Below are 26,327 nucleotides of genomic sequence, written 5' to 3'. Positions count from 1 at the left end.
GTGCAAGCATCGAACCGTCCGTGAACCTCTGAAGGGAACCACCCGTGCACCACCCCGCCCCCGTCCTGCTGACCGCGGACGACGTGGCCGTCACCGTTCTGCCCGACGACGGCTGCCGGGTGGGCAGTCTCCGCCTGGGAGAGGTCGAGCTGCTGCGCACCGCGCAGGACCCCGCCGCGCCGGAGGGCGACGTCTTCGGCTACGGCTCGTTCCCGATGGTCCCGTGGGCGGGCCGGGTGGACCGGGGCCGCTTCAACAACGGGCAGGTACGGCACCAGTTGCCCGTGGACCTCGCCCCGCACGCCGCGCACGGCACCGGCGTCCGCAGCGGCTGGCGCACCGCCACCACGCTCACCCAGACCGAGGCCGGCGCGTCCGCCGCCTTCGTCTACGACCTCGCCGCGCCATGGCCCTACCCCGGCCGGGTCACCCAGCTGTTCGAGCTGACGCCCGAGCAGCTGCGGATCACGCTGTCGGTCGAGGCGACCGAGGACTCCTTCCCGGCGCAGGCCGGCTGGCACCCGTGGTTCCGCAAGCAGCTGCGGCCCGGCGGGCCGGTCGCAGCGCTGGAGTTCGACCCCGCCTGGCAGGAGGAGCGTGGGGAGGACCACCTCCCGACCGGCCACCGCGTCGACCCGAAGCCGGGTCCCTGGGACGACTGCTTCGCGCTGCCCGACGGCGTCGCCGCGACCCTGCGCTGGGGCGACGAACTCGCGCTGACGCTGACCAGCGACTGCGGCTGGGTGGTCGTCTTCGACGAGCAGGACGACGCGATCTGCGTCGAACCGCAGTCGGGCCCGCCGAACGGCCTGAACACCGCGCCGCGCCTGGTGACCCCGATCGATCCGCTCGAGGTCAGCACCACCTGGACCTGGGCGCGCGGCTAAGCTGGAGCCTCATGAGCACCCCACGTGACGCGCTTCTCGAAGAGATCAAGAACAAGGCCGTCGTCCACGGCAAAGTGACCCTGTCCTCAGGGCTGGAGTCGGACTACTACATCGACCTGCGCCGGATCACGCTGGACGGCGTCGCCGCTCCGCTCGTCGGGCAGGTCATGCTGGACCTGGCGAAGGACCTCGACTTCGACGCCGTCGGCGGGCTCACGCTCGGCGCCGACCCAGTCGCCACCTCCATGTTGCACGCCGCCGCCGCGCGCGGCTCGCGCCTGGACGCGTTCGTCGTCCGCAAGGCGCAGAAGGCGCACGGCATGCAGCGCCGGATCGAGGGCACCGAGGTCAAGGGCCGCCGGGTGCTGGTGGTCGAGGACACCTCCACCACCGGCGGCTCGCCGCTCACCGCCGTCGAGGCTGTGCGCGAGGCGGGTGGCGAGGTCGTGGCCGTGGCCGTCATCGTCGAGCGCGGCGCCGCGCCGACGATCGCCGAGGCGGGCCTGCCGTACCTGGCCGCCTACCAGCTGGCCGACCTCGGGCTGTAGCAGTCCGGGTGGGACGTCACCGCTTGCGGTGGCGTCCCCCGGTGCTTGCGGTCGCCGGTGCGGCCTCGCCGCCACCGTTGCGGCGGCCCTTCAGGATCTCGATCAGGATCGGGATCACCGAGAGCAGCACGATCAGCAGCACCGCCGGGATCAGATACTTGTCGATCACCGGGGCCATCGAGTCGCCGAACTTGTAGCCGATCAGCAGCATGACCTCGGTCCACACCACGCCGCCGACGATGTTCCAGAGCAGGAAGGTCCTGGCCGGCATCTCCAGCGTTCCGGCGACCGGGTTGAGGAAGGTCCGCACCACCGGGATGAAACGGGCCATCACCACGGCCTTGGCCGGGCCGAAACGGTTGAAGTACTCCTCCGCCTTGTCCACGTGGCTGCGCTTGAACAGCCGCGAGTTCGGCCTGTCGAAGAGCCGTCCGCCGACCTTCGCGCCCAGCAGGTGACCGAGCTGCGCCCCCGCGACCGCGCAGAGCGGGGTCGCCAGCAGCAGCGTGCCGATCGACATCTGCGTGCCGAGCAGCGCCTTGCCCGCGCCGGACGCGGCCACGCCGCCGAGGATCAGCAGCGAGTCACCCGGCAGGAAGAAGCCGATGAGCAGGCCGGTCTCGGCGAAGACGATCGCGAGCAGCCCGACGGTGCCGACCTGCCCGATCAGCGCCTTGGCGTCCAGCGGGTTGAGCGCGAGAAACTGATTCACCCGCGCAGAGTAGCGGGCCGGGGTTTCCCTACGGTGCGCTACCCCGGCCGCGCAAGGACCTAGGTCACCTCACGTCGAGCCGTCCGACGGGATGAACCCGTTGCCCTGGAGTGCGAGAATGGCGCCGGTGCCCGGTCGTCGTCGCCCGGCGTAGCCACCCACTACATGCGTAGACGCCCACCGACAGGAGCGGATTCGAATGCCTATCGCAACGCCCGAGGTCTACAACGAGATGCTCGACCGGGCCAAGGCAGGCAAGTTCGCCTACCCGGCCATCAACGTCACCTCTTCGCAGACCCTGCACGCCGCGCTGCGTGGTTTCGCCGAGGCCGAGAGCGACGGCATCATCCAGATCTCGACCGGCGGTGCCGAGTTCCTCGGCGGCCAGTACAACAAGGACATGGTGACCGGCGCCGTCGCGCTCGCCGAGTTCGCGCACATCGTGGCGGCGAAGTACGACATCACCGTCGCGCTGCACACCGACCACTGCCCCAAGGACAAGCTGGACGGCTACGTCCGCCCGCTGCTGGCGGTATCCGCCGAGCGCGTGGCGCGTGGCGAGAACCCGCTGTTCCAGTCGCACATGTGGGACGGCTCCGCGGAGACCCTGGCCGACAACCTCGCCATCGGCGAGGAACTGCTGGCCCAGGCCCGCGCCGCGAAGATCATCCTCGAGGTCGAGATCACCCCGACCGGTGGCGAGGAGGACGGTGTCTCGCACGAGATCAACGACTCCCTCTACACCACGGTCAACGACGCCGTCCGCACGGCGGAGGCCCTGGGCCTGGGCGAGAAGGGCCGCTACCTGCTGGCCGCGTCCTTCGGCAACGTCCACGGCGTCTACAAGCCGGGCAACGTCGTCCTGAAGCCGGAGCTGCTGCGTGAGCTGCAGGACGCGATCGGCAAGCAGTACGGCAAGACGGACCCGTTCGACTTCGTCTTCCACGGCGGCTCGGGCTCCTCGGTCGAGGAGATCGAGACGGCGCTGGAGAACGGCGTCGTGAAGATGAACCTGGACACCGACACCCAGTACGCGTTCACGCGTCCGGTGGTGGACCACATGTTCCGCAACTACGACGGTGTGCTGAAGGTCGACGGCGAGGTCGGCAAGAAGAACACGTACGACCCGCGCACCTGGGGCAAGCTGGCCGAGGCCGGCATGGCCGCGCGCGTCACCGAGGCGGCGAAGCAGCTGCGCTCCGCGGGCAACAAGCTGAAGTAGCAGCTAAGGCGCTAGCTGTAGTTGCACTATCAGGGGCGCGAGGCTCTGCTTGATCAACTGCGCGCGCGAGCAACCACCGGCATGCGGATGGCCCTGCTCGTTCGGCGAGTCACCACACAGGGTGGCTTGTCGCGCAGTTCCTCGCGCCCCTTCGGGCTGTTGCAGGGCGGTGACATCAGCCCGACAGATCCATGATTTTCCGTTGACAGGATTCTCTCATCGCACCGAGCGGCAACCGCGGCTCCGGCAACGCGACCACGACCACCGGAGAGGCACCTGCCATGTCTGTTCGCCACCGCCGCACCGCCGCAGCCATCGTCGTCGCCGCAGTCACCGCCGCCGGCGCCCTCGCGCCGGCCCTCGCCAGCGCTGCCCCGCACGCCGCCTCCGCCGCCGCGCCGGCGTTCCTGCACGTGCCTGCGAGCAACGGTCTGACGATCAGCAACGGCTCGCCGTGGGTCCTCGAGAACGGCACGTGGGTCAACTTCCGCACCGACGTCCGTGACCTCGCCTGGAACCGGAGCGGCACCAAGGCCGCGTTCGTCGACAGCCAGGGCAACCTCGACGTCGCGAACCCGAACGGCAGCGGCCGCGTCGTCGTCGGCAAGAACCCCGGTGGTCAGACCTGGTCGCACCCGACCTGGCAGATCGCCAAGGCCTACGGCGTCGGCATCCCCGCGAAGGACGACCTGATCTTCGTCGCCTCGAAGGGCGGCACCACCCGCCTGGAGACCGTTCCCGCCACCGCCCACAACGCCACGCCGACACAGCTGCCCCTGAACGGCTACTTCGGCGAGCCCGGGGCTCCGCTGCCGACGACCGGCAACAACTGGCCGAGCGGGAACGGCGACTACGGCACGATCGTCTACGACAACCCCCACACCGGTGAGGTCTACATCCGCGACGACTACCTGCGTCAGATGGGCGGAGCCGTCGTCAAGGGCTCCGAGCCCGCGCTCTCCCCGAGCGGCGACGAGATCGTCTTCGTCCGCTCCGTCGGCGGCCACGACCACATCTTCGAGTTCAACTACGCCTCCCCGAAGCCGGTGATCCAGGACCTCACGCCGCACGCCACCACCAACTACACCGAGCCGGTGTTCTCCGCCAACGGCGCGAGCATCGCCTTCCGCACCCCGACCGGCATCGACGTGATGCCCGACCACGGTCGCGGCGCTCCGGTCAAGGTCTCCAGCTTCGTCGGCCTCCCCGCCTACCGCGGCTGATGACCGAACCCGCTGCCCGGAACCGTCACGGACGGTTCCGGGCAGCGGCTGTCAGGAGGCTCTGCCGGAGACGCCCAGTTCGGGCAGGTCGTGGCCCATCCGGTCCCGCTTGGTGCGCAGGTAGGCGATGCTGTGCGCGGTCGGCGTGACGTAGAGCGGGACCCGCTCCACCACGTCGATGCCGAAGCGGGTCAGCGAATCCACCTTGTCCGGGTTGTTGGAGAGCAGCCGGATCGAGTGGACGTCCAGGTCGGTGAGGATCTGCGCGGCCATCCGGTAGTCCCGCGCGTCCGCAGGCAGGCCGAGCGCGGAGTTGGCGTCGACGGTGTCGAAGCCGGCGTCCTGGAGGGCGTAGGCGCGCAGCTTGGCCAGCAGGCCGATGCCGCGGCCCTCGTGCCCGCGCAGGTAGAGGATGACGCCCGCGCCCTCCGCCGCCACCGCCGCCATCGCGGTGTCCAGCTGCGGCCCGCAGTCGCAGCGCAGCGAGCCCCAGGCCTCGCCGGTGAGGCACTCGGAGTGCACCCGTACCAGTAGCCGGTCCTGGCCGCGGACCGGACCGAGGGTCAGCGCGACCTGTTCCTCGCCCTGCAGCACGCCGCGGTATCCCCAGGCGGTGAAGGCCCCGTGCACGGTGGGTATCAGCGCGCGGGCCGCGCAGTCGAGGGCGCCGCCGCCCGACTCGCCGAGCGCCTCCGCCTGCCGCTGCGGCGCGGAGCCGGGCTCCGCCTCCCGCCGGGCCTCGGCGCGGACCGCCATCAGGATCAGGCCCATGCTGTTCTGGCCCTTGCCGCCGCAGCCGCCCCAGAAGGTGTCCTCGTCGTCCCCGGCGACCAGCTCGGCGGCGCCGGTGGCCAGCAGCTGCCCGCGCAGCTCGGAGTCGCGGAACTTCTCCTCCACCAGCCGGCGCATCAGCGCCACCTTGGTCTCCTCCCAGTCCGCCCGCTCGGGAGCCCGGGAGGCGTGCAGGGCGTGGGCGACCGACGGGTATCTGCGGCCGTCGAGGTGGACCGGGGCGGGGAAGGAGTTGTCCAGGAACTCCCAGGGACCGACGAAACTGTCGATCACGGCCGGCTGCTGCTGCTCAGTGCTCATCCGTGGCATGACCTGCTCCCAGATTGGGACGTGGCTGGCGGTGCGGCGGGCACCCTGGCACTCACTCCGAAGCCGGCTGCCAGGGTGGCGTCTGGCCCCAGGACCAGACCGGCACGTCGGCCGCGTCGATCGGGGGTGGGTTGTCTCCGGAGTAGATCAGCGCCATCCGGCTGCCCCACTCGATGTAGTACAGGAACACCGCGCGGAACTCGGGGTCGCTGGGCAGGCCCACCTCGTCGGCGGTGTCGGCGAGCAGCGTGGTCCACCGCCGCCGCTGCTCCTCGGTGATGTGGCGGCCGAGGTGCCGGCTGGCCATGTGCGGGTGGCCGCCGCGGCTCTCGCTGTAGGCGGTCCCGCCGCCGAAGACCTCGGCCAGCCAGAGTGCGACGTGCTTGGGGTGCTCCTTGTCCATCCCGGCGAAGACCGGGGCGAGCAGCGGGTCCTGCATCACGTGGCCGTAGAAGACCGTGGTCAGCTTCTGCAGAGCATCGAGCCCGCCGGCCCATTCCAGGATCGTGGGGGTCGTCTTCTCCGTCATGACTGCTCCTCTCCCGCCGCCTTGCCGATGCCATGGACGTCGGTGACGGTGTAGTGCTGCATCTCCTCGATGCTGTTGAAGAAGGGCTTGACCGCGGCGAAGAAGGCCGGGAAGTGCTCGCCCCCGCGGAAGCCCTCGATGTGGTCCTTCACGGAGGTCCAGCGGATCCGGAGGATGTAGCGGTCGGGCTCCTCCTCGCACCGGCTGAGCTCGTAGTCGATGCACTGCGGGGCGGCGGCCAGGGACTCGGCCGCCTTGCGGTAGCCGGCGAGGAACTCGTCGTGGCCCTCTGCGGCGATGCGGTAGCGGATGTACTCGACGGTGGATGTCACGAAGGTAACCCCTTGCTCATCGGTCCGAACCAAAATAGTGAGTGAGAGTCTGTAATCATGATTACGTTGTTGCGGGCCTTGGTGCAACCGCTTCGGTCGTACTCGCCCGATAAGGGTGATCGACCGCCGGTCATCCGGTGACGCGGTAGCGCTGGATCAGCGCGGCGGCCATCGAGCCCTCGCCCAGGCCCGCCGAGACCCGCTTCACCGACTGGGCTCTCGCGTCCCCGGCGGCGAAGACCCCGGGGATGCTCGTCTCCAGCGGGTAGGGGGCGCGCTCCAGGCTCCACTCGGTGGGCACCTCGCCGCCGTTGGCGACCAGGTCGGAGCCGGTGAGCACGAAGCCGTGGGCGTCTCGCTCCACCACGTCCTCCAGCCAGTCGGTGTGCGGGCGGGCGCCGATGAAGAGGAAGACGAAGCCGGTCTCCTCCTGGCTCAGCAGGCCGGTGGCGGCGTCGTGGACCACGATCCGCTCCAGCCGCTCCTCGCCCAGGAACTCCCTGACAGTCGCGCGCAGCCGGACTGCGATGTTCGGGGTGCGGTCGATCTCGTCCACCAGGTACGGCGACATCTTGGCGACCAGCGAGTCGCCGCGGACCAGCAGGGTGACCTCGGCGGCGTACTTGGCCAGCCGGATCGCGGCCAGGCCGGCCGTGTTCGCGCCGCCGACCACGAAGACCTGGAGGCCCAGGCAGGCCTGGGTCTCGGTGGTGGCCAGTCCGTAGTAGAGCCCCGCGCCCTCGAACCGCTCCGCGCCGAGTGCGTCGAGGCGGTTGTAGCTGATCCCCGGGGAGAGCAGTACCGTCTCCGCGCTGGTCTCGGAGCCGTCGGCGAGGGTGAGGATCTTCGCCGGGTCCTCCCGGCGCAGCGCGACCACCTCGGCCGGGCAGAGCAGCTCCGCGCCGAAACCCAGCGCCTGCACCGCCGCGCGGCGGGCCAGCTCCTGGCCGGAGAGTCCCGAGGGAAAGCCCAGATAGTTCTCGATGTGCCCGGCGCTGCGGGCCTGCCCGCCCGGCCGCGCGGCGTCGACGACCAGGGTGCGCAGTCCGTCGGAGGCGGCGTAGACGGCGGCGGCCAGACCGGCCGGGCCCGCGCCGACGATCACGCACTCGTAGTGCGGCAGCGTCGAGGCGTCGCCGCGCCCGAGGCGTGCGGCGAGCTCCTGCTCGTCAGGGGCGGAGAGCACCTCGCCGTCGAGCAGCGCCACCAGCGGCAGGGCCGCCCCGTTCGACCGGGCCAGCAGCCGACCGGTCTCCGAGTCGTGCGGGGTCTCCAGCGGGTCGCGCAGCTGGTGCGGGCGGCCGTTGCGGGTCAGGAAGTCGCGCACGGCCCGGGTGGCGGGGGAGGAGGCGTGCCCGATCACCTCGATCCTGCGGCGGACCGGGCGGCGGCCGGCCGACCATTCGTCGAGCAGCCGGTCCAGCACCGGGTAGAGCAGGTCCTCGGGCGGTCCCCAGGGCTTGAGCAGGTAGTGGTCGAGGCGGGAGTGGTTGATCCCGGTGAGCGCGGTCTCCAGCTCGGCGTAGGCGGTCAGCAGCACCCGGCGCGAGCCGGGGAACCTGGCCAGCGCCTCGACCAGGAACTGGACGCCGGTGATGTCGGGCATCCGCTGGTCCACCAGGAAGAGCGCGGGCTCCTGACGCCGCTCGTCCAGCTGGTCGAGCGCGCGCATCGCCTCCTTGCTGGAGCCGACGGTGAGGATCCGGTACCGGTCCGCGTAGGCCTTGCGCAGGTCACGGCGGATGGCCCGGAGCACCTGCGGATCGTCGTCCACGGCAAGGATGACCGGCTTGGACCCCGGCCTGTCACTCTCGGGCGGGTCCGGCTCCCTCGATCCCCGGCTCATGCAGCCCTCCCTGGTGGGTGCGCCTGGATTTCGAAGGATAGACGCGGCAGGGACACCGTGGTCCGATCCCCAGGATATCTCCCGATGATCGCCCATACTTCGTGAAGTCCCGTTAGAACATCATCGAATGACGGCACATCACTAAGTCGCCCCGGACCCCTTTGACGGCAATCCCGATGCGGCGCAGCGTAGGTGAGGGCCGGGACGCCCCCGGGGCCGATCGTGTAATCCGAGGGAGGGCTCGATGAGCAAGAGAATTCTGGTCGTGGTTTCGGAGCACGGTTACTGGGCCGAGGAACTGATCGGCCCGGTCTCCCAGTTCGACGACCGCGGCTACGAGGTCGTCTTCGCGACGCCGACCGGAAAGCGTGCGCACGCGCTGCCGCCCAGTCTGGACGAGAACTTCATCGACCCGCCGCTGGGCCGCTCGGTCACCTCGGCCGAGAACGCCAAACTGGGCCGGGAGTTCGAAGCGTCCACCCGGCTGGACAACCCGCTCGATCTCAGCTCCTGGCTGCCGGAGCGCCCCTACACCAGCGACGCCGGCTACCTGCCCGCGCTGGAGCAGTACCACCGCGACCTGGACCGGGTCGCCGAGGACATCGCCGGCTACGACGCGCTGCTCATCGTGGGCGGCAGCGGGCCGATCGTGGACCTGGCCAACAACGAGCGCGCGCACGGCCTGATCCTGGCGTTCCTGCGGGCCGACAAGGTGGTGGCCGCCGAGTGCTACGGCGTCGCCTGCCTGGCCTTCGCCCGGGACTGGAGCGACCGGAAGAGCATCATCTGGGGCAAGCACGTCACCGGTCACTGCAAGGAGTACGACTACAAGGACGGCACCGGATTCCTCGGGACCGATTTCGTCATGGGCCCGCCGCCGTATCCGCTGGAGTACATCCTGCGCGACGCCACCGGACCCGACGGGGCCTACCACGGCAACTTCGGCAAGCCGGTCTCGGTGATCGTCGACTACCCGTTCGTGACCGGACGTTCGACGCCGGACTCCTACCTCACGGGCCAGAAGATTGTCGAGGTCCTGGAGAGTGGACTGATCCGGTACGGCTGGTGAGGAAATGACTTCCAGGGCCTCCAGGGCGGGAAAGTTCAAACTCATCGAGCAGTTCCGGGCCGACGGTCTCGGGCTCATGTTCGGGAATCCGGGCACGGTCGAACAGGGATTCCTGGACGCCGCCGATCTCGATCCCGAATTCCGCTACATCCTCTCCCTCCAGGAGACGGTGGCCGCCGGAATCGCCGACGGCTACGCCCGGGCCACCGGCGGTGCGGCGCTGCTGCAACTGCACTCCGGCGTCGGGCTCGGCAACGGCATCGGCATGCTCTACCAGTCGCTGCGCGGGCACACCCCGCTGGTCGTCGTGGCCGGCGACGCGGGCGTGCGCTTCGACGCGATGGACGCGCAGATGGCCTGCGACCTGGTCGCCATGGCCAAGCCGGTCACCAAGTACGCGACGCGGGTGACCGATCCGGCCTCGCTGCTGCGTACCATCCGGCGCGCGGTGAAGATCGCGCTCACCCCGCCGCAGGGCCCGGTCTTCGTCGCGCTGCCCATGGACGTGCTGGACGCGCCCAACGAGGAGCCGGTGCTGCCCACCGTCGTGCCCCGCACCGACAGCCTGCCCTCCCCGGCGGCCGTCGGTGCGGCGGCCGCCCTGCTCGCGGACGCCGAACGGCCGCTGCTGCTGGTCGGCGACGGCGTCCATCTCGCGGGCGCGCAGGCCGAGTTGGCCCGGGTCGCGGAGCTGCTTGGCGCGGACGTCTGGGAGGTCGACGCCTCCGAGGTCAACCTGCCGGCCTCGCACCCGTTGCGGCGCGGGATGACCGGGCACATGTTCGGCGAGCACAGCGCCGGTCTGGTGCGCGAGGCGGACGCGGTGCTGATCGTCGGCACCTACGTCTTCCCCGAGGTCTTCCCCGAGCTCGTCTCGCCGTTCAGGGCGGACGCCAGGATCGTCCACGTCGACCTCAACACCTACGAGATCGCCAAGAACCATCCGGTCGACCTGGGCATCGCCGCCGACCCGCGGGCCACCCTGGCCGCGCTGGCCGGGGCGCTGACCGGGCGGATGAGCCCGGCGCGACGGACGGCGGCCGCACGCCGGCTGGCGGCACGCGTCGCCGAGCGGCAGGCCGCGCCCGCGGTCCAGCCGGGCCCGGACGCGAGCGCGTTCGAGCTGTTCCTGCACCGGATCGCCCAGCGCACCGGGGGCGACCTGGTCGTCTTCGACGAGGCGCTGACCAACTCCCCGCTGGTCAGCCGCTATCTGCCGCCCGAGCGTCCCGGCGACTACCACCTGACCCGTGGCGGCTCGCTCGGCGTCGGCCTGCCCGGAGCGGTCGGCGCGAAGCTGGCGCACCCGGAGCGGACCGTCATCGGCTTCGCCGGGGACGGCGGCTCGATGTACACCTACCAGGCCCTGTGGACGGCGGTCCGGCACGGCGTCGGCGCCAAGTTCGTGGTCTGCAACAACCGCAAGTACCGGCTGCTGGACGACAACATCGACCAGTACTGGCGCGAGCGCGGCATCCCCGCGCACCCCTTCCCCTCCTCCTTCGACCTGTCCCACCCGGAGCTCGACTTCGCCGGGCTGGCCCGCGCGCTGGGCGCCCAGGGACTGCGACTGGAGAAGCCCGGCGAGGCGGCGGCCGCCGCCGACCGGATGCTCGACCACCCCGGCCCGTTCCTGGTCGACGTCGACATCCGGATCTGAGAGACCCCCCCTACTTTCGAAGGAGGCCCGCCGTGCCCGCTGTGCCCGACTCTGGCCCGAAGGCTCTGACCGAGGCGGCGATCCACGACTTCGCGGTCGCCTGGTACGTCGCCCTCGACCGCCACGTCCCGCTCGCCGAGACGCTCGGATTCCTGCACCCGGAGCTGGAGTTCGGCGTCCCCGAGGACACCTTCCGCGGCCACGACGGCTTCGCCCGCTGGTACGCGGCGGTGACGAAGCGTTTCTTCGACGAGGTGCACACCGTCACCAAGGTCGAGCCCGACCTCTCCGGCCCGGCCGACGGCCCGGTCACCGTGCGTGTCTTCGTCAACTGGCAGGCCAGGATCTGGAACCCGCCGGCCGACCGCAGCGAGTGGCTCGGCTTCGACGCTGACCAGACCTGGACGGTCGTGGCAGGCCCGAACGGCCCGCTCATCCGCAGCTACGCCGTCAACGCCCTCGATCCGATGCCGGGGTCGGGCTCGCTGTGACCCCGATCCAAACCCCGATCCAGACCCCGACCGAGAGCTGAGAGGACCGGCCATGACAGCTGTGACCCGTGCCCGCGTCGAGGCGGCCTACCAGGCGCTCGGCAGCGGCGACCGGAGCAAGATCACCGAGTACTACGCGGAGGACCTGCGCTGGCTGGTCCCCGGCAACCACCCGCTCGCGGGCTGGTACGAGAGCCTGGACGCCTTCCTGGACATGATGGCCACCGCGGGCAAGCTCACCGGCGGCAGCTTCCGGATGGACCGCGAGGTCGTCATGGTCGGCGACGACTGCTCCGCCGACGTCTGCCACAACTACGGCCTGCGCGCGGGCGCACCGGAGGACAGCCAGTCCCCGTACGACCGGCTGGACGTGACCGTCTTCCACTTCATGCGCTGGCGCGACGGCCGGATCGTCGAGGGCCACGACGGCCTGATGGGCGACGACGCCGCCGCCTTCAGCCAGTTCTGGGCGCCCTTCCGCCCCGGCGGCATCCGCTACTGACCTGCACCCCTGACACCGACCCCCCGAAACGCGAGAGGCGATGGCTATGGACGCGCGCGAAGTGCTCAGCAAGTACTACGAGTTCGCGAACAAGGGCGACTGGGACAGCTGGTGCGACCTGTTCACCGAGGACATGGTCATGGACGAGCAGCTGGCCGGCCACATCGAGGGGCTCGCGACGCTGCGCACCATGATGACCGGGATGGACAAGATGTACCGGGTCTTCCAGAACCACCCGGTGCGCTTCCTGGTCGACGGCGAGGACGCGGCCGCCGTCTCTCACCTGGTCGCCGAGAGCATGACCGGCAAGCCGGTCGAGGCCGAGGTCATGAACTACTTCAAGATCGTCGGCGGAAGGATCGCCTATATGGCCAACTACCACGACACCGTGCCCTTCCAGGTGCTCTCGCAGGTATGACCGTCCGTCGGCTGTGCCTTTGACAGATCTGGGAGGAGACCCGAGATGACAGCCGCAAAGGAGTACGACTACGTCGTCGTAGGGGCGGGCGCGGCGGGCAGCGTGCTGGCCGCCCGTCTCAGCGAGGACCCGGACACCACCGTCCTGGTGCTGGAGGCCGGCGGGAACGTGATCCCGCCCGAGGTCGACGACCCCTCGGTCTGGTACAAGCTGCTGGGCAGCTCCATCGACTGGGGCTACACCACCGTGCCGCAGCCGGGCCTGGACGGCCGCAGCGTCTACGAGCCGCGCGGCAAGGCCCCCGGCGGCAGCAGCAACCTCTACATCATGATGCACATCCGGGGCCACGCCTCGGACTTCGACAACTGGGCCTACCAGGGCGCGGCGGGCTGGTCCTACCAGGACGTGCTGCCGTACTTCGCGCTCGCCGAGGCGCAGGAGGACGTGACCGCGCCGACCACCGGCACCGCCGGGCCGCAGCGGATCACCAACGCCTCGCGGCACGAGCCCAACCCGGCCTCGCGGGTCTTCATCGACGCGGCGGTGGAGCTGGGGCACAAGGAGATCGCCGACTTCAACATCGACGGTCCAGGACGCGGTCTCTTCGGCACCGGCTGGCACCACCTCGACGTCGCCGACGGCCGCCGCCAGGGCTCGCTCGCCTCCTACCTGGAGCCGGCCCTGACCCGTCCCAACCTGACGCTGCGCTCCGCCGCGCAGACGACCCGGCTGCTCTTCGAGGGCGACCGCTGCGTCGGCGCGGAGTACGTCCAGTCCGCGCAGCCCGCCCCTGGCGGCGGGCGGATCGTCGAGGACGCGCGCGGCGAGGCCGCACCCGAGGGGGTGCACCGGGTCCGGGCCCGGCGCGAGGTGATCGTCGCGGCGGGCGCGATCGAGTCGCCCAAGCTGCTGCTGCTCTCCGGCATCGGCGCGCCCGACCAGCTGCGCCGGTTCGACATCCCGGTCCGGGCCGCCGTGCCGGGGGTCGGCGAGAACTTCCACAACCACGTGCTGACCGGTCTGATGGCCGAGGTCCGCCAGGAGCTCGCGCCGCCGCACCAGAACCTCTCCGAGAGCGCGCTCTTCCTGGCCTCCCGGCCGGGACTGCCCGCGCCGGACCTGCAGATCGCGTTCGTGCACGTGCCCTTCGACGTGATCGTGGGCCAGTCCCACCCGAACACGGTGAGCATCCTGCCTGGCGTGGTCCGCCCGGTCTCCCGGGGCTGGATCCGGCTGGCCGGACGCGACCCGCTGGCCGCGCCGCTGATCAACCCGAACTACTTCGGCGACCGCTGGGACCTCGACCGCATGGTCCAGGCCGTCGAGCTGGCCAGAGAGATCTTCGGCACCACGGCCTTCTCCTCGCTGTACAAGCAGGAGCTCCAACCGGGCCCGGAGGTCGGCGACCGCGAGGCGCTGCGCGCCTGGGTCAGGCGCAGTGCCGAGAGCTACCACCACCAGGCCGGCTCCTGCCGGATGGGCATCGACGACCTGTCGGTGGTCGACCCCGAGCTGCGGGTGCACGGAGTCGAGGGACTGCGCGTGGTCGACGCCTCCGTGATGCCGGCGGTGCCGTCCGGGAACTGCCACGCCGCGATCGTGATGATCGCCGAGCGGGCGGCCGATCTGATCAAGGGGGTGTCCCGTGTCTGACGCCGTGCTCGCGCCGGGCCCGCTCAGCGGGCAGCGGATCGCGGTCCTGATGGAGAGCGACTACTACGAGCCGGAGATCTTCTACTACCAGCACCGCTTCGCCGAGGAGGGCGCGCAGGTCGACTTCCTCACCCGGCTCTGGGGTGCGCAGTCGATCACTTTCTCCGGCCACGAGTACCGCGCGCCCTTCGTCGTGGAGCGCAGCTTCGAGGGCCTCTCCGAAGCCGAACTGCGCAGCTACGGCGCGGTGATCGTGCCCTCCGGCATGGTCGCCGACCGGCTCCGTTACACCGAGGACGTGGACCGGCTCGCCCCGGCCACCGAACTGCTGCGGCGGGCGTTCGAGGCGCCGGGCGTGCTCACCGGCGTGATCTGCCACGGCATGTGGCTGGCCGCCTCGATCCCGGAGCAGGTCCGGGGCCGCAAGGTCGTCTGCCACAACAACCTGATCGGCGACATCAGGAACATGGGCGCGAACTACGTGGACGAGGACGTGGTCGTCGACGGCGACCTGGTCACCGGCCGGACCGGGGCGCACCACCACCTCTTCGCGCGCCGGATCATCGAGCTGCTGGCGGCCCGTGGCGGTGCCCGGTGATGCGCTGGTCGCATGTCGGGCTCAACTGCCGGGACCAGAAGGCCACCGAGGAGTTCTACACCCGCTGGTTCGGCTTCGACCGGGCCAGGGTGGTCGACCTGGGCGACTCGGAGATCGTCTTCCTGCGCCGGGGCGAGGCCTATCTGGAGCTCTTCCCGGCCGCTCCGCCGGTTGCGGCCGCCGCGCTGAACGACGGCCCGGCCGCGCCCGGACAGATGCGCCACCTGGCGTTCCAGACCGAGGACGTGGACGCCTTCCTCGCCGGGATGGGTGAGGCGGCAGAGATCACCCTGGGCCCGCTGGGCTTCGACGACTTCATCTGCGGCTGGCGCAGCGTGTGGCTGCGCGACCCGGACGGCGTGATCGTCGAGATCAGCCAGGGCTTCCAGGACGACGCAGTGCCGGACCAAGCAGTGCCGGACCAAGCAGTGCGAGAGCGAACCGACGGAAGGAGCACGTCATGACGGACACGGCGAACTTCACCTTCTCCGACACGATCGCCGGCTACATCGACCACTTCGACGCGGAGCAGCGGCTGCTGAAGATGCACACGGCGGACGGCCGGGCCTTCACCGTCTCGCTGAGCGAGGAGCCGAGCGCCGAGCTGGTCCGCAACCTGGGCGAGCCCTACATCGACGCCTCCGGGCACATCGACGAGATGCTCTCGCCGGGCCGCTTCCTCTTCGTCTACGGGATCTTCTACCCGAAGTCCGACCAGGTGCACTGCGCCGCCAAGCGGCTGGTTTTCCTCGGTCGCGGGGCGGAGGAGTTCCGTTTCGAGGAGACCGGCTGGTGGGTGCGCCAGATCGAGCAGCTGGCCTCGTTCTACCGCAAGGCCCAGTTCCCCGAGGGTGAGGTGGACTTCGACGAGTACCGCACCGAGGTCAGGCTCGGCGGCGAGAAGGGCTCCAGCCACGTGCAGGAGACCGACACCATCTCCCGGCTGGTCTACGGGATGGCCTCGGCCTACCTGCTCACCGGCAAGGACGAGTATCTGGAGGTCGCCGAGCGCGGCACCGAGTACCTGCGGAAGCACATGCGCGTGGTCGACCAGGAGGACGACGTCGTCTACTGGTACCACGGCGTCAGCATCGACGGGGCGAGCGAGCGGAAGCTGTTCAGCTCGGAGTTCTCCGACGACTACGACGCGATCCCGATGTACGAGCAGATCTACGCGCTGGCCGGCCCGATCCAGACCTACCGCATCACCGGCGACCCGCAGATCAAGGCCGACGCCGACGCCACCATCCGGCTCTTCGAGAAGTTCTTCCACGACCCGGAGCTCGGCGGCTACTACTCGCACGTCGACCCGATCCTGTTCAGCGCCGCGCACGAGTCGCTGGGCGAGAACAAGGAGCGGAAGAACTGGAACTCGGTCGGCGACCACGCCCCCGCGTACCTGATCAACCTCTACCTCGCCACCGGCGAGCAGAGCTACGCGGACTTCCTGGAGCAGACCTTCGACACCATCGTCGAGCACTTCCCCGACTACAAGACCTCCCCGTTCGTCCAGGAGCGCTTCCACCGCGACTGGTCGCACGACACCGAGCACGGCTGGCAGCAGAACCGCGCGGTCGTCGGCCACAACCTGAAGATCGCCTGGAACCTGATGCGGATGAACTCCCTCCGGTCCAAGCCCGAGTACGCGGAGCTCGCCGGCCAGATCGCCGAGCTGATGCCGGTCGCCGGCAGCGACCAGCAGCGCGGCGGCTGGTACGACGTCGTCGAGCGGCTCAAGAGCGACGGCGAGGACCACCACCGCTTCGCCTGGCACGACCGCAAGGCCTGGTGGCAGCAGGAGCAGGCGATCCTGGCCTACCTGATCCTCAACGGGGTCTCCGGGAAGCCGGCCTACGAGCGCGAGGCGCGCCAGGCCGAGGCCTTCTACAACGCCTTCTTCCTCGACCACGACGAGGGAGCCGTCTACTTCAACGTGCTGGCCGGCGGCATGCCGTACCTGCTGGGCACGGAGCGGCTCAAGGGCAGCCACTCGATGAGCATGTACCACTCCGCCGAGCTCTGCTACCTCGCGGCGGTCTACAACAACCTGCTGATCCGCGGCCGGGAGATGGACTTCTACTTCAAGCCCACCCCCAACGGCCTGCCCGGCCGGGTGCTGCGCGTCTCCCCCGACCTGCTGCCGACCGGTTCGGTGCGGATCAGCTCGGTGGAGATCGAGGGCAAGGAGCACAGCGACTTCGACGCCGAGGCCATGACCGTGACGCTGCCCGAGGGCGACGACCGGGTCAAGGTCAAGGTCCGGCTCACCCCGGTGGCCGGTCCGGACGGGAGTGCGTGATGACGCTCGACCTCAAGACCCGCAACAGCCGCAAGGGCACGGTGGCGGAGCTCAGCGGCGAGATCGACAGCGCCACGTCGACCGGGCTGCTGGACCAGCTGCTGCCGCTGCTCGGCGAGGCGAAGGGCAAGAGCCTCGTCATCGACCTGGGCAAGGTGGAGTACGTCTCCAGCGCCGGGCTGCGCACGCTGCTCGTGGTCTACCGCGAGGCGCAGCGTGCCTCCGCCACCGTGCGACTGACCGGGCTCAGCGAGGAGCTGCGGTTCGTCATGTCGGTCACCGGCTTCCTCGACTTCTTCGAGGAGTCCGGCACGGTCAGTGAACCGAGCACCGTCAGCAGGGCGCTGCGATGAGCGCGACGGAGGCGGTGCACCGGATCGACTCCTACCCGACCCATCGGATCGGCGACTTCGGCGTGCGGGCCGGCCGCCCCTTCCCGCTCGGGGCCACGCTGGTCCCGGGCGGGGTGAACTTCGCCGTCTACTCGGACCAGGCCACCGCGATGACGCTGGTGCTCTTCAAGCGCGGCGAGGTCGAGCCCTACGCCGAGCTGGAGTACCCGGAGGAGTTCCGCACCGGCAGCATCTTCTCGATGACGGTCTTCGGCCTCGACCACGAGAACATCGAGTACGGCTACCGGGCCGACGGTCCCTTCGACCCGGCCCGCGGCCACCGCTTCGACCCGCGCAAGGTGCTCAGCGACCCGTACGCGCGGATCATCGCCGGGCGGGACGTGTGGGGCAAGGCGCCGGACCGCTCGGACCCGTACCAGTACCGGGCCAGAATCGGCCTGGACGACTTCGACTGGGGCGGCGACACCCCGCCCCGGATCCCGACCGAGGACCTGGTCGTCTACGAGGCCCACGTCCGCGGCTTCACCCGCCACCCCTCCTCGGGGGTGGCGGCCCCGGGCACCTTCGCCGGGCTGCGCGAGAAGATCCCGTACCTCAAGGAGCTCGGGGTCAACTGCGTGGAGCTGATGCCGATCTTCGAGTTCGACGAGTGGGACAACCCCAACAGCCACCCGGAGACGGGTCAGCCGCTGCTCGACTACTGGGGCTACAACACCGTCGCGTACATGGCCCCCAAGGCCGGCTACGCGGCCACCGGCCGCTGGGGCATGCAGGCGGACGAGTTCCGCACGCTGGTCAAGGACCTGCACGCGGCCGGGATCGAGGTCATCCTCGACGTGGTCTTCAACCACACCGCCGAGGGCAACGAGCAGGGCCCGACCATCTCGTTCCGCGGCCTGGACAACGCCACCTACTACATGCTGACCGGCGAGGGTTACTACTACAACTTCAGCGGCACCGGGAACACCGTCAACTGCAACCACCCGGTGGTGCGCGAGTTCGTGCTGAACTGCCTGCGGCACTGGGTGGCCGACTTCCACGTGGACGGCTTCCGCTTCGACCTGGCCGCGATCCTGGGCCGGGCCGAGGACGGCACCCCGTTGGCCAACCCGCCGCTGCTGGAGCTGCTGGCCTTCGATCCGGTGCTGCGCAACGCCAAGCTGATCGCCGAGGCCTGGGACGCGGGCGGGCTCTACGAGGTGGGCAACTTCCCCGCCTACGGCCGCTGGGCGGAGTGGAACGGCAAGTACCGGGACACGGTCCGGCGCTTCCTCAAGGGCGACAGCGGCATGGTGCCCGAACTCGCCACCAGGATCGCCGGCTCGCCGGACCTGTACGCGGGGCGCGGCACCCACGCCTCGATCAACTTCCTCACCGCGCACGACGGCTTCACCCTCGCCGACCTGGTCAGCTACAACGACAAGCACAACGAGGCCAACGCCGAGCACAACGGCGACGGCGCCAACGACAACAACAGCTGGAACTGCGGGGCCGAGGGGCCGACCGACGACCCGGGCGTCAACGCGCTCCGGCTGCGGCAGGCCAAGAACGCCCTCGCCATCCTGCTCACCAGCCAGGGCGTACCGATGCTGCTGGCCGGGGACGAGTTCGGCCGCACCCAGCAGGGCAACAACAACACCTACTGCCAGGACAACGAACTCTCCTGGCTCGACTGGGACATGACCGAGCGCAACGCGGAACTGCTGGAGTTCACCCGGCAGCTGATCGCGCTGCGGGCGGCCCACCCGGTGCTACGCGTCCCCGAGCACCCCTACGGCGACGTGCCCGAGGGCGACGTGATGCCGGACATCAGCTGGCACGGCGAGTGGGCCTGGCAGCCCGACTGGTCCGAGTACAGCCGCCTGCTGGCCGTCATGCGGACCTCGGTCGGCGACAGCGACTGCGTCTACACCGCGATGAACGCGCACTGGGACGCGCACGACCTGGAGCTGCCGCAGCTCCCCGGCGGCCGGGTCTGGCACCTGGCCGTGGACACCTCGCTCACCGGCCCGCAGGGCGCGCACGCGCCCGGCAGCGAGCCGGTGCTGGAGAACCCGGGCAGCTATCTGGCCGGACCGCGCTCGGTGGTGGTCCTGGTGGGCCGGGTGCCGAACGAGAGCTGACCCCGATATCAAGCGGGACCAAGCGGGACCAAGCGACCTACGGAAGGGGAACCGACATGCCACTGTCCATCTCGTACAGCAGCTCCGCCGACACCTCGGTGATCGAACTGGCCGGGGAGCTCGACGCCTCCACCGCCGGCGAACTCCACGAGGTCATCGAGAAGGCCTCCGCCCGCGGTCTCGGCACCGTGGAGATCCGGATGGCCAAGGTCGGCTACATGGCCAGCGCCGGCCTGCGCTCCCTGGTCTTCGCCCGGCAGAAGATGGGCGAGGGCGTGGAGATCCGCGTCGTGGGCGCCAACGAGGCCGTGGCGCGGGTGATCCGCGCCGCAGGCCTCGACCGCAGCGTCCAGCTCATCGATGAGTGAGCAGGTCGCGGTGGGCGAGCGGGCATCCGTGCTGCGGGTGCCCGCCTCGCTCGGGTCACTCGGGGCGATCAGCGTGCTCGTCCTCGACCTGGCCGGGCAGGGCGGGCTCGGCGAGGCGGCGCGCTACCGGCTGCGGCTGGCCGTCGACGAGCTGGCCACCAACGCCGTGATCCACGGCTACCGCGGCCGGCCGGGGGAGATCGCCGTCACCGGCGAGGTCACCGCCGACCTGGTCGTGATCCGCCTGGTCGACCGGGCCCCGCGTTTCGACCCGAGGAGCCGCTGGCGCCGCCCCGAACCCGGCCTGCCGGCCCACGCCCGGCCGATCGGCGGCCTCGGCATCCACCTCGCGCTCACCAGCGTGGACGAGTTCAGCTACGCCTATCTCGACGGCAGGAACGTCTGCACCCTCGCGGTCCGCCGTTGACCCCTTGACGCCACGACCACAGCGCGTCACCCAGGAGGTACGCCCTCTCATGCCAGCTGTCACGGTCCTGATGCTCGATGAACTCCCGCGCCCGCCGCACAGCCTGCTGGCGAGCCTGGAGTCGGAGGGGGTGGGCGTCGTCGGGTGGGGCCTTGCCGATCTGCTCTCCGCGCCGCTCGCGGAGCTGCCGAAGGTGGAGGTGCTGATGGCGCCGGCCCGGGTGCCGCCGGTCTCGGTCGCGGCGGTCGCGCACCGGCTGCGGTTGACCGGCGGACCGGTGCCGATCGTGCTGGTCTACGCCGAGGACGGCTTCGAGGCGCTGGAGGAGCACGTCAGGCGCGGCCACGACTTCCTGGTGCCGCCCTTCCTGCCTGCCCTGGTCAGGTCCCGGCTGCAGGACTGCTCGGAGCGGGCCCGCGCCCACGCGCACGCCGAACGGATGAGCTACGAGCGGGAGCTGGAGATCGGCCGGGAGATCCAGGCCGGCTTCCTGCCCGAACAGCTGCCCACGCCGGAGGGCTGGAGCATCGAGGTGAGCTTCCGCCCCGCCCGCCAGGTCGCGGGCGACTTCTACGACGTCTTCGAGCTCGTCCACCGGCGCCGGCTGGCGCTGGTGGTCGCCGACGTCTGCGACAAGGGCGTCGGCTCGGCGCTGTTCATGGCGCTGATCCGGACCCTGCTGCGGCACACCGCCGAGTACAGCGGGCTCCAGCACCTGGTCGCCGGGGGCCAGGACCTGGGCGCGTTGTACCCGGTCGGGGTGACCCCGATGATGAACGCGGTGCTCGGCACCAACCACTACCTGACCCGCAACCATCTGCGGCAGGGCTACTTCGCCACCCTCTTCTTCTGCGTGCTCGATCCCGCGACCGGCAGCCTGGTCTACATCAACGGCGGCCACAACGCGCCCCGGCTGATCGCCCAGGAGAGCGGCGAGCTCTCCGCGCTGGAGGTGACCGGCCCGGCCGTCGGCCTGCTCCCCGACAGCACCTTCGGGCTCGGCTACGCGCACATGGAGCCCGGCGACACCCTCTTCGTCTACACCGACGGCGTGCCGGAGGCCCGCTGCCCCGACGGCCGCTTCCTCGGCGAGGAGCGGATGCTGGCGCTGCTCACCGAGCCCGCGGCGGACGGCAAGGAACTGCTCGACCGGGTCGGCCGGGCCGTGCTGGAGCACACCGGCGGCGGCGAACAGCACGACGACGTCACCATGATGGTGGTCCAGCGCGGCGCCCTCGCGGGGACCGGTCCGGCCGAGCAGGCGGTGGCGGCGGCATGAGCGAGCGTAGCGAGGTGGGCGCATGAGCGGGCAGGCGCGGATCGTCGTGGTGCACTCCTTCCGGGGCGGCACCGGCAAGTCCACGGTGGTGGCGAACCTGGCTCAACTCCTGGCCCAGGCGGGCGCCAAGGTCGCCATGGTCGACACGGACCTGCACTCGCCCACTCTCCAGGCCCTCTTCGGCCTGCCCGCCGACGGCCTCTCGCTCGGCGACTACCTGCTCGGCCGCTGCGAGATCGAGGCCGCGGCCCGGCCGGTCGGACCGCCGGGTCTCACCCTCGTCCCGGCCAGGACCGCCTCCTGCCCGCTCGCGCAGATCCTGGCCACCGGCTACGACGTCGGCCTGCTGCCCGAGGGTTTCCACCGGCTGATCGAGCGTCAGTCGCTGGACGTGCTGCTGCTGGACACCCACACCGGGCTCAACAACGAGACGGTCACCGCGATGGCCTGCGCCGACGTGCTGGTGACGGTGGTCCGCGCGGACCTGGTCGACCTGCCGGGCACCGAGGAGGCGAAGGCCATGGCCCACCGGCTGGACTGCGCACGCGCCCTGGTGGTCAACATGGTCGCCACCGAGGAGGACCCGCAGCAGGCCTGCGAGCGGGCCGAACGCGCCCACGGCATCGCCGCGCTGCCGCTGCCCTATGCCCTGGAAATGTCGCAATTGGCCGGGACCAGGATCTTTTCCGAAGCCCGGCCGAAACATTCTCTGGCCACCGGATTCCGACGACTGGCGAACACGGTTCTCGACTAAGGGCGGTGCGGGAAATGGAAGCAGTCTCGGCAATTGCGCTCGCCGGCGGCCAGGGCATCAGAGCCAGGCCGATCACCCTGAATTCCGACGACTACCTGAGAAGCAAGGCGGCCGTCTCCGTCGCGGGACGGCCGCTGATCGAATGGATGGTGACCAGCCTGGGTCGGCTCGGCGTCCGCCAGTTCTACGTGGTCGCCAACGGGCGGGAGAACCGGGCCCAGACCAAGAGCGTGCTGGGCCACGGCGAACGCTTCGGCGCGGCCGTGCGCTACTCCCGGGCCCGCTTCGACCAGGGCAACACCGGCAGCGGCGAGGCGACCCTGCGCTGCTTGGACTACTGGGACCTGAGCGGCCTGGCCCTGGTGGTGCCCACCGACTCGGTCTTCGACTTCGACCTCGAGCCGCTGGTCCGCGCCCACCTGGACGCGGGCGCGGTGGTCACCGTGGCCTCGGTGCTGCGCCCGGCGGAGACCGCGGCGGGCACCTACGGCGTGCTGGAGGCAGGACCCGACGGCGTGCTGCGGCGCTTCGTGGAGAAGCCGAGCTGGGCGCAGGCACGCGCGATGGGCCGGGCCCACCCGGACGGCCTGCTGCACACCAACACCGGGATGTACCTGGTGGACTGCCGCCGGCTGCGGATGGCCGCCACCGATCCCGCGCTGGCCGCGATGGCGCGGATCCGGCTCGACTGGGGCGGCGATCTGCTGCCCTACCTGGTCGCGGCCGGGCACCGGGTGCTCACCCGCCCGATCCGCCGCTTCGGCGACCTGGGCAGCCCGCCCGCCTACCTGGACACACTCAAGGACGTGCTGCTGGACCGCTATCCGCTGCTCAGCGCCGGGATCGACCCGCTGCTCTGGCGTTCGGACAGCGTCCGGATCCACGAGAGCAGCCTGGAGATGAAGGACCCGGTCAGCGGCCGCACCCTGGCCGACAAGATCAGCGACGGCAGCGTCAGGATCGGCCCCGGCGTCAGGATCGGGCGGGACGTCGAGATCGGCCCGGGGGTGACCCTGGCCGAGTCCGACATCGGCGACGGCGCCGACATCGGCCAGAACTGCGTGCTGCGCGGCGTCGCCTGCGGGGACCACACCGTGATCGGTCCGGGGGCGCGGCTGAGCGACGTCTTCCTCGGCTGCATGGTCGACGTCCGCTCCACGCTGGACCGGCCGGTCCACCTCAGCGACTACTGCGCGCTCGGCGACGAGGTGCAGGTGCCGCCGGGAGCCCGGCTGCGCGGGGTGCACGCCTCGCCGAAGGTCCGGATCACGGAGGCGGGTCGCTACCCGGCCGGCGTCAGCCTCTCCGGGGTGCGCGACCTGCTGCGCTGGGTCTGACCTGCTTCTCACCCCTGGGGGGAACGATGCACGTGAACCTGTTGACCCGCGAGTTCCCGCCCGAGGTCTACGGCGGCGCGGGCGTCCATGTCGACTTCCTGGCGCGCGGGCTGCGGCCGCTCGTCGATCTCGAGGTGCACTGCTTCGGCGCGCACAGGGACGCCCCCGGCGTGGTCGCGCACCCGGTGCCGGACGGCGATCCGGCGATTGCCGCGCTGGAGGTCGGGCTGGCGATGGCCCGCGCCGCCGCGAGCGCGGAGCTGGTGCACAGCCACACCTGGTACGCCAACTTCGGCGGCCACCTGGCCAAGCTCCGCCACGGCATCCCCCATGTGGTCACCGCGCACAGCCTGGAGCCGCTGCGTCCGTGGAAGGAGGAGCAGTTGGGCGGAGGTTACGCGGTCTCGGGCTTCGCCGAGGACGTCGCGCTGACCTCGGCCGACCACGTCGTCGCGGTCTCCGGGGCGATGCGGGACGACCTGCTGCGGCTCTGGCCGGAGCTGGACCCGAAGCGGGTCAGCGTCGTCCACAACGGCATCGACACCGAAGTCTACCGGCCCGACCACCGGCCCAACCGGCTCGGCGTGCGGGCTGGTCCGCCGACGGTGGTCTGCGTGGGCAGGCTGACCCGGCAGAAGGGCCTGGACCGGATGCTCAGGGCGGCGCCGCGGCTGCTGCCGGGCACCAGGCTGGTGATGTGCGCGGGCGAGCCGGACACCCCTGCGATCGACCGGGAGTTCCGGACGCTGGCGGCCGAGGTACGCGCCTCGGGCTGCGATCTGCTGTGGATCCGCGAGCAGTTGGACGTGCCCACGCTCTGCCGGCTGCTGACCCTGGCCGACGTCTTCGTCTGCCCGTCCGTCTACGAGCCGCTCGGGCTGGTCAATCTGGAGGCGATGGCCTGCGGCACGGCCGTCGTCGGCACCGACACCGGCGGCATCCCCGAGGTGGTCGTCGACGGTCTCACCGGGCTGCTGGTGCCGCCGGATCCCGATCCCGAGGTCTTCGCCGTCGATCTGGCCGAGGCGGTCAACGGGCTGCTCGCGGACCGGGCGTTGGCCGCGTCGATGGGCGCGGCAGGGCGGGCCCGCGCGCAGTGCGCGTTCTCCTGGGAGTCGGCCTGTCTCCAGGTCCGCGACATTTATCGCACGCTGCTGAATCAAACGCAGGTGACTAAGTAGCCGGGGAATCCGCGCCGCCGCTCGATTGCCACCTGAAGCCATGCTGGAATCGAGCTCGAATACGGCTCCGCGTTGCTCCATGGAATTCCCGTACCGCATCAGGCAATGGTCCAGAAGGGGAAGGCAGAGATGAAGATTCTCGTGGTCATGACGGCCAAGGCGACCCTGCACCTGCTCGACGGCGAGCTGCACCCGTCCGGTTTCTGGGCGGAGGAGTTCGTGGTGCCCTACCAGATCTTCCGCGAGCACGGCTATGACGTGGACGTCGCCACTGTCGGCGGGGCGTCCCCCACGGTGGACCGGACCAGCATCGATCCGGAGTTCCTGCAGTGGGTCCGGCCGCAGGGGAGCGAGAACCGCGACGCCGAGAACGCGGCCGAGTACGTCCGCGTCGTCGACGACGCCGCGCAGTTGAAGCAGCCGCTTCGGATCGAGGCGCTCACTGAGGCGTCGCTGGCCGACTACGACGGCCTCTACATCAGCGGCGGCCACGGCGCCATCGGCGACCTGCCCAAGTCCGACGAGCTGGCGCAGCTGCTGCGCTGGTGGCTGGCTTCGGAGAAGCCGCTGGCCACCGTCTGCCACGGTCACACCTCGATGCTGGCGCTGCGCGACGGCGAGGGCCACTGGCCTTTCGAGGGTTACCGGATGACGGCCTTCTCGCACAGCGAGGAGCTGGTCACCAACATGGCCGGCCGGCTGCCGCTCATTCTCGAGGTCGAACTCACCCGCCTCGGCGCGCGCTACGAGAAGGCCGAGCTGATCTGGGACTCGCACGTGGTCGTGGACCGCAACTTGACCACGGGTCAGAACCCTTACTCCTCACGGGCACTGGCCGAGACGTTCATCAAGCAGCTGGCTGCGTGAGTGGGGTGTCCACCGTGAGAGTGTCCTTGAGAGTCAACGGAAGATCCGTGGAGACGGACGCCGAGCCGCAGCAGCAGCTCGTCGAGACGCTCCGCGACGAGCTCGGCCTCACCGGGACCAAGGTGGGGTGCGACACCGGTCAGTGCGGCACCTGCGTGGTCCAGCTCGACGGACTCTCGGTCAAGAGCTGCCTCGTCCTCACCGTGCAGACGGACGCCCACGAGGTGACCACCATCGAGGGCGTCGCCCCCGAGGGCGGCCTGGACGCGGTCCAGGAGTCGCTGCGCAAGGAGCACGGCACCCAGTGCGGTTTCTGCACGCCCGGGGTGGTGATGTCGCTGCGCGACCTGCTGGAGCGGGAGAAGGAGCCCTCCGAGGCCCGCATCCGCGAGTGGCTGACCGGCAACCTGTGCCGGTGCACCGGCTACCAGAGCATCGTCCGCGGCGCCCAGGGCGTCGCCGCCGCCTCGGTCGCCGCCCCAACTGTCGACACGGCTGTCGGCACCGCGGCCGGCAGCTGAAGGACCGGTCGGAGCGAGAGGGAGGTG

The 26,327-nt window shown here is 70.5% G+C and carries 28 protein-coding genes; 23 read left to right on the top strand and 5 right to left on the bottom strand.

Annotated elements, in window-relative coordinates:
* The first annotated feature begins 44 nt into the window (after nt 1-44).
* Complete coding sequence (locus ABIA32_RS19575) at nt 45-887, top strand: aldose 1-epimerase (RefSeq protein ID WP_370096857.1); 843 nt, start codon at nt 45-47, stop codon at nt 885-887.
* 11 nt (nt 888-898) lie between these two features.
* Nucleotides 899-1,435, top strand: a complete 537-nt coding sequence (pyrE, locus tag ABIA32_RS19570; protein WP_370096856.1) for an orotate phosphoribosyltransferase — start codon at nt 899-901, stop codon at nt 1,433-1,435.
* A gap of 16 nt (nt 1,436-1,451) precedes the next feature.
* Here pyrE and ABIA32_RS19565 read toward each other — a convergent pair whose 3' ends face one another.
* Complete coding sequence (locus ABIA32_RS19565; RefSeq protein WP_370096854.1) at nt 1,452-2,147, bottom strand: DedA family protein; 696 nt, start codon at nt 2,145-2,147, stop codon at nt 1,452-1,454.
* 193 nt (nt 2,148-2,340) lie between these two features.
* Here ABIA32_RS19565 and fbaA point away from each other — a divergent pair, with 193 nt between their 5' ends.
* Both fbaA and ABIA32_RS19555 read left to right on the top strand, forming a co-directional pair.
* Nucleotides 2,341-3,369, top strand: a complete 1,029-nt coding sequence (gene fbaA, locus ABIA32_RS19560) for a class II fructose-bisphosphate aldolase (protein WP_370096998.1) — start codon at nt 2,341-2,343, stop codon at nt 3,367-3,369.
* Between the two features lie 281 nt (nt 3,370-3,650).
* Nucleotides 3,651-4,592, top strand: coding sequence for a TolB family protein (locus ABIA32_RS19555; protein WP_370096852.1), 942 nt, complete (start codon nt 3,651-3,653; stop codon nt 4,590-4,592).
* A gap of 51 nt (nt 4,593-4,643) precedes the next feature.
* On the opposite strand, the gene ribA is transcribed toward ABIA32_RS19555, so the two are convergent.
* The 4 genes from ribA to ABIA32_RS19535 all read right to left on the bottom strand — a co-directional run bounded on the left by ribA (nt 4,644) and on the right by ABIA32_RS19535 (nt 8,400).
* Entirely contained in the window at nt 4,644-5,684 is a 1,041-nt protein-coding gene (ribA, locus tag ABIA32_RS19550) for a GTP cyclohydrolase II (RefSeq protein ID WP_370096850.1), read from the bottom strand.
* A 61-nt stretch (nt 5,685-5,745) separates the two neighbouring features.
* Complete coding sequence (locus ABIA32_RS19545) at nt 5,746-6,222, bottom strand: group II truncated hemoglobin (protein WP_370096848.1); 477 nt, start codon at nt 6,220-6,222, stop codon at nt 5,746-5,748.
* A complete protein-coding gene (locus ABIA32_RS19540) occupies nt 6,219-6,554 on the bottom strand; it encodes a putative quinol monooxygenase (RefSeq protein WP_370096846.1) in 336 nt (111 codons plus the stop codon). Before ABIA32_RS19540 ends, ABIA32_RS19545 begins: the two co-directional genes overlap by 4 nt.
* Nucleotides 6,555-6,684: 130 nt before the next feature.
* Nucleotides 6,685-8,400 (bottom strand): FAD-dependent oxidoreductase, encoded by a 1,716-nt coding sequence (locus tag ABIA32_RS19535; RefSeq protein WP_370096844.1) that lies wholly within the window; start codon nt 8,398-8,400, stop codon nt 6,685-6,687.
* A 244-nt stretch (nt 8,401-8,644) separates the two neighbouring features.
* On the opposite strand from ABIA32_RS19535, the gene ABIA32_RS19530 reads away from it, so the two are divergent.
* The 19 genes from ABIA32_RS19530 (at nt 8,645) to ABIA32_RS19440 (ending at nt 26,300) form a co-directional block, all read left to right on the top strand.
* Nucleotides 8,645-9,469, top strand: a complete 825-nt coding sequence (locus ABIA32_RS19530; protein ID WP_370096842.1) for a type 1 glutamine amidotransferase domain-containing protein — start codon at nt 8,645-8,647, stop codon at nt 9,467-9,469.
* A gap of 4 nt (nt 9,470-9,473) precedes the next feature.
* Nucleotides 9,474-11,129, top strand: coding sequence for a thiamine pyrophosphate-binding protein (locus tag ABIA32_RS19525; protein WP_370096840.1), 1,656 nt, complete (start codon nt 9,474-9,476; stop codon nt 11,127-11,129).
* A gap of 32 nt (nt 11,130-11,161) precedes the next feature.
* Nucleotides 11,162-11,620, top strand: coding sequence for a nuclear transport factor 2 family protein (locus tag ABIA32_RS19520; protein ID WP_370096838.1), 459 nt, complete (start codon nt 11,162-11,164; stop codon nt 11,618-11,620).
* Between the two features lie 52 nt (nt 11,621-11,672).
* Nucleotides 11,673-12,122 (top strand): nuclear transport factor 2 family protein, encoded by a 450-nt coding sequence (locus ABIA32_RS19515; RefSeq protein WP_370096836.1) that lies wholly within the window; start codon nt 11,673-11,675, stop codon nt 12,120-12,122.
* A 46-nt stretch (nt 12,123-12,168) separates the two neighbouring features.
* Nucleotides 12,169-12,540, top strand: coding sequence for a nuclear transport factor 2 family protein (locus ABIA32_RS19510; RefSeq protein WP_370096834.1), 372 nt, complete (start codon nt 12,169-12,171; stop codon nt 12,538-12,540).
* Nucleotides 12,541-12,585: 45 nt separating this feature from the next.
* The gene (locus tag ABIA32_RS19505) at nt 12,586-14,193 is read left to right on the top strand and encodes a GMC family oxidoreductase (RefSeq protein ID WP_370096832.1); all 1,608 of its coding nucleotides are present in this window, start codon (nt 12,586-12,588) and stop codon (nt 14,191-14,193) included.
* Nucleotides 14,186-14,791, top strand: a complete 606-nt coding sequence (locus ABIA32_RS19500; protein ID WP_370096830.1) for a DJ-1/PfpI family protein — start codon at nt 14,186-14,188, stop codon at nt 14,789-14,791. The genes ABIA32_RS19505 and ABIA32_RS19500 overlap by 8 nt, the downstream gene beginning before the upstream one ends.
* Nucleotides 14,791-15,255, top strand: a complete 465-nt coding sequence (locus ABIA32_RS19495) for a VOC family protein (RefSeq protein WP_370096828.1) — start codon at nt 14,791-14,793, stop codon at nt 15,253-15,255. The genes ABIA32_RS19500 and ABIA32_RS19495 overlap by 1 nt, the downstream gene beginning before the upstream one ends.
* Nucleotides 15,252-17,090 (top strand): AGE family epimerase/isomerase, encoded by a 1,839-nt coding sequence (locus ABIA32_RS19490; RefSeq protein WP_370096826.1) that lies wholly within the window; start codon nt 15,252-15,254, stop codon nt 17,088-17,090. The genes ABIA32_RS19495 and ABIA32_RS19490 overlap by 4 nt, the downstream gene beginning before the upstream one ends.
* Nucleotides 17,090-17,443, top strand: a complete 354-nt coding sequence (locus tag ABIA32_RS19485) for an STAS domain-containing protein (RefSeq protein WP_370096824.1) — start codon at nt 17,090-17,092, stop codon at nt 17,441-17,443. Before ABIA32_RS19490 ends, ABIA32_RS19485 begins: the two co-directional genes overlap by 1 nt.
* Nucleotides 17,440-19,566, top strand: coding sequence for a glycogen debranching protein GlgX (gene glgX / locus ABIA32_RS19480; RefSeq protein ID WP_370096822.1), 2,127 nt, complete (start codon nt 17,440-17,442; stop codon nt 19,564-19,566). The genes ABIA32_RS19485 and glgX overlap by 4 nt, the downstream gene beginning before the upstream one ends.
* A 56-nt stretch (nt 19,567-19,622) precedes the next feature.
* A complete protein-coding gene (locus tag ABIA32_RS19475; protein WP_370096820.1) occupies nt 19,623-19,934 on the top strand; it encodes an STAS domain-containing protein in 312 nt (103 codons plus the stop codon).
* Nucleotides 19,927-20,361 (top strand): ATP-binding protein, encoded by a 435-nt coding sequence (locus tag ABIA32_RS19470; RefSeq protein WP_370096818.1) that lies wholly within the window; start codon nt 19,927-19,929, stop codon nt 20,359-20,361. Before ABIA32_RS19475 ends, ABIA32_RS19470 begins: the two co-directional genes overlap by 8 nt.
* Before the next feature lie 49 nt (nt 20,362-20,410).
* Nucleotides 20,411-21,640, top strand: coding sequence for a PP2C family protein-serine/threonine phosphatase (locus ABIA32_RS19465; protein ID WP_370096816.1), 1,230 nt, complete (start codon nt 20,411-20,413; stop codon nt 21,638-21,640).
* A 22-nt stretch (nt 21,641-21,662) separates the two neighbouring features.
* A complete protein-coding gene (locus ABIA32_RS19460; protein WP_370096814.1) occupies nt 21,663-22,394 on the top strand; it encodes a MinD/ParA family protein in 732 nt (243 codons plus the stop codon).
* Between the two features lie 14 nt (nt 22,395-22,408).
* A complete protein-coding gene (locus tag ABIA32_RS19455) occupies nt 22,409-23,731 on the top strand; it encodes a sugar phosphate nucleotidyltransferase (RefSeq protein WP_370096812.1) in 1,323 nt (440 codons plus the stop codon).
* A 26-nt stretch (nt 23,732-23,757) separates the two neighbouring features.
* Entirely contained in the window at nt 23,758-24,912 is a 1,155-nt protein-coding gene (gene glgA, locus ABIA32_RS19450) for a glycogen synthase (protein ID WP_370096810.1), read from the top strand.
* Between the two features lie 129 nt (nt 24,913-25,041).
* Nucleotides 25,042-25,779, top strand: coding sequence for a type 1 glutamine amidotransferase domain-containing protein (locus ABIA32_RS19445; RefSeq protein ID WP_370096808.1), 738 nt, complete (start codon nt 25,042-25,044; stop codon nt 25,777-25,779).
* Nucleotides 25,776-26,300 carry a (2Fe-2S)-binding protein gene (locus ABIA32_RS19440; protein ID WP_370096806.1) on the top strand — a complete coding sequence of 175 codons (525 nt, stop codon included), beginning with the start codon at nt 25,776-25,778 and terminating at the stop codon, nt 26,298-26,300. Before ABIA32_RS19445 ends, ABIA32_RS19440 begins: the two co-directional genes overlap by 4 nt.
* Nucleotides 26,301-26,327 lie beyond the last annotated feature (27 nt).

Origin of the sequence: Streptacidiphilus sp. MAP12-20, assembly GCF_041262525.1 — a bacterium.
Taxonomy (GTDB): domain Bacteria; phylum Actinomycetota; class Actinomycetes; order Streptomycetales; family Streptomycetaceae; genus Streptacidiphilus.
This window is presented reverse-complemented; position numbering and strand designations above follow the sequence as displayed.

Bases quoted from the DNA above. Each gene is read 5' to 3' on its own strand.
- pyrE (WP_370096856.1), top strand. From the start codon at position 899: ATGAGCACCCCACGTGACGCGCTTCTCGAAGAGATCAAGAACAAGGCC.
- ABIA32_RS19555 (WP_370096852.1), top strand. From the start codon at position 3,651: ATGTCTGTTCGCCACCGCCGCACCGCCGCAGCCATCGTCGTCGCCGCA.
- ribA (WP_370096850.1), bottom strand. From the start codon at position 5,684: ATGAGCACTGAGCAGCAGCAGCCGGCCGTGATCGACAGTTTCGTCGGT.
- ABIA32_RS19545 (WP_370096848.1), bottom strand. From the start codon at position 6,222: ATGACGGAGAAGACGACCCCCACGATCCTGGAATGGGCCGGCGGGCTC.
- ABIA32_RS19535 (WP_370096844.1), bottom strand. From the start codon at position 8,400: ATGAGCCGGGGATCGAGGGAGCCGGACCCGCCCGAGAGTGACAGGCCG.
- ABIA32_RS19530 (WP_370096842.1), top strand. From the start codon at position 8,645: ATGAGCAAGAGAATTCTGGTCGTGGTTTCGGAGCACGGTTACTGGGCC.
- ABIA32_RS19525 (WP_370096840.1), top strand. From the start codon at position 9,474: ATGACTTCCAGGGCCTCCAGGGCGGGAAAGTTCAAACTCATCGAGCAG.
- ABIA32_RS19515 (WP_370096836.1), top strand. From the start codon at position 11,673: ATGACAGCTGTGACCCGTGCCCGCGTCGAGGCGGCCTACCAGGCGCTC.
- ABIA32_RS19510 (WP_370096834.1), top strand. From the start codon at position 12,169: ATGGACGCGCGCGAAGTGCTCAGCAAGTACTACGAGTTCGCGAACAAG.
- ABIA32_RS19505 (WP_370096832.1), top strand. From the start codon at position 12,586: ATGACAGCCGCAAAGGAGTACGACTACGTCGTCGTAGGGGCGGGCGCG.
- ABIA32_RS19495 (WP_370096828.1), top strand. From the start codon at position 14,791: ATGCGCTGGTCGCATGTCGGGCTCAACTGCCGGGACCAGAAGGCCACC.
- ABIA32_RS19490 (WP_370096826.1), top strand. From the start codon at position 15,252: ATGACGGACACGGCGAACTTCACCTTCTCCGACACGATCGCCGGCTAC.
- ABIA32_RS19485 (WP_370096824.1), top strand. From the start codon at position 17,090: ATGACGCTCGACCTCAAGACCCGCAACAGCCGCAAGGGCACGGTGGCG.
- glgX (WP_370096822.1), top strand. From the start codon at position 17,440: ATGAGCGCGACGGAGGCGGTGCACCGGATCGACTCCTACCCGACCCAT.
- ABIA32_RS19475 (WP_370096820.1), top strand. From the start codon at position 19,623: ATGCCACTGTCCATCTCGTACAGCAGCTCCGCCGACACCTCGGTGATC.
- ABIA32_RS19470 (WP_370096818.1), top strand. From the start codon at position 19,927: ATGAGTGAGCAGGTCGCGGTGGGCGAGCGGGCATCCGTGCTGCGGGTG.
- ABIA32_RS19465 (WP_370096816.1), top strand. From the start codon at position 20,411: ATGCCAGCTGTCACGGTCCTGATGCTCGATGAACTCCCGCGCCCGCCG.
- ABIA32_RS19460 (WP_370096814.1), top strand. From the start codon at position 21,663: ATGAGCGGGCAGGCGCGGATCGTCGTGGTGCACTCCTTCCGGGGCGGC.
- ABIA32_RS19455 (WP_370096812.1), top strand. From the start codon at position 22,409: ATGGAAGCAGTCTCGGCAATTGCGCTCGCCGGCGGCCAGGGCATCAGA.
- glgA (WP_370096810.1), top strand. From the start codon at position 23,758: ATGCACGTGAACCTGTTGACCCGCGAGTTCCCGCCCGAGGTCTACGGC.
- ABIA32_RS19445 (WP_370096808.1), top strand. From the start codon at position 25,042: ATGAAGATTCTCGTGGTCATGACGGCCAAGGCGACCCTGCACCTGCTC.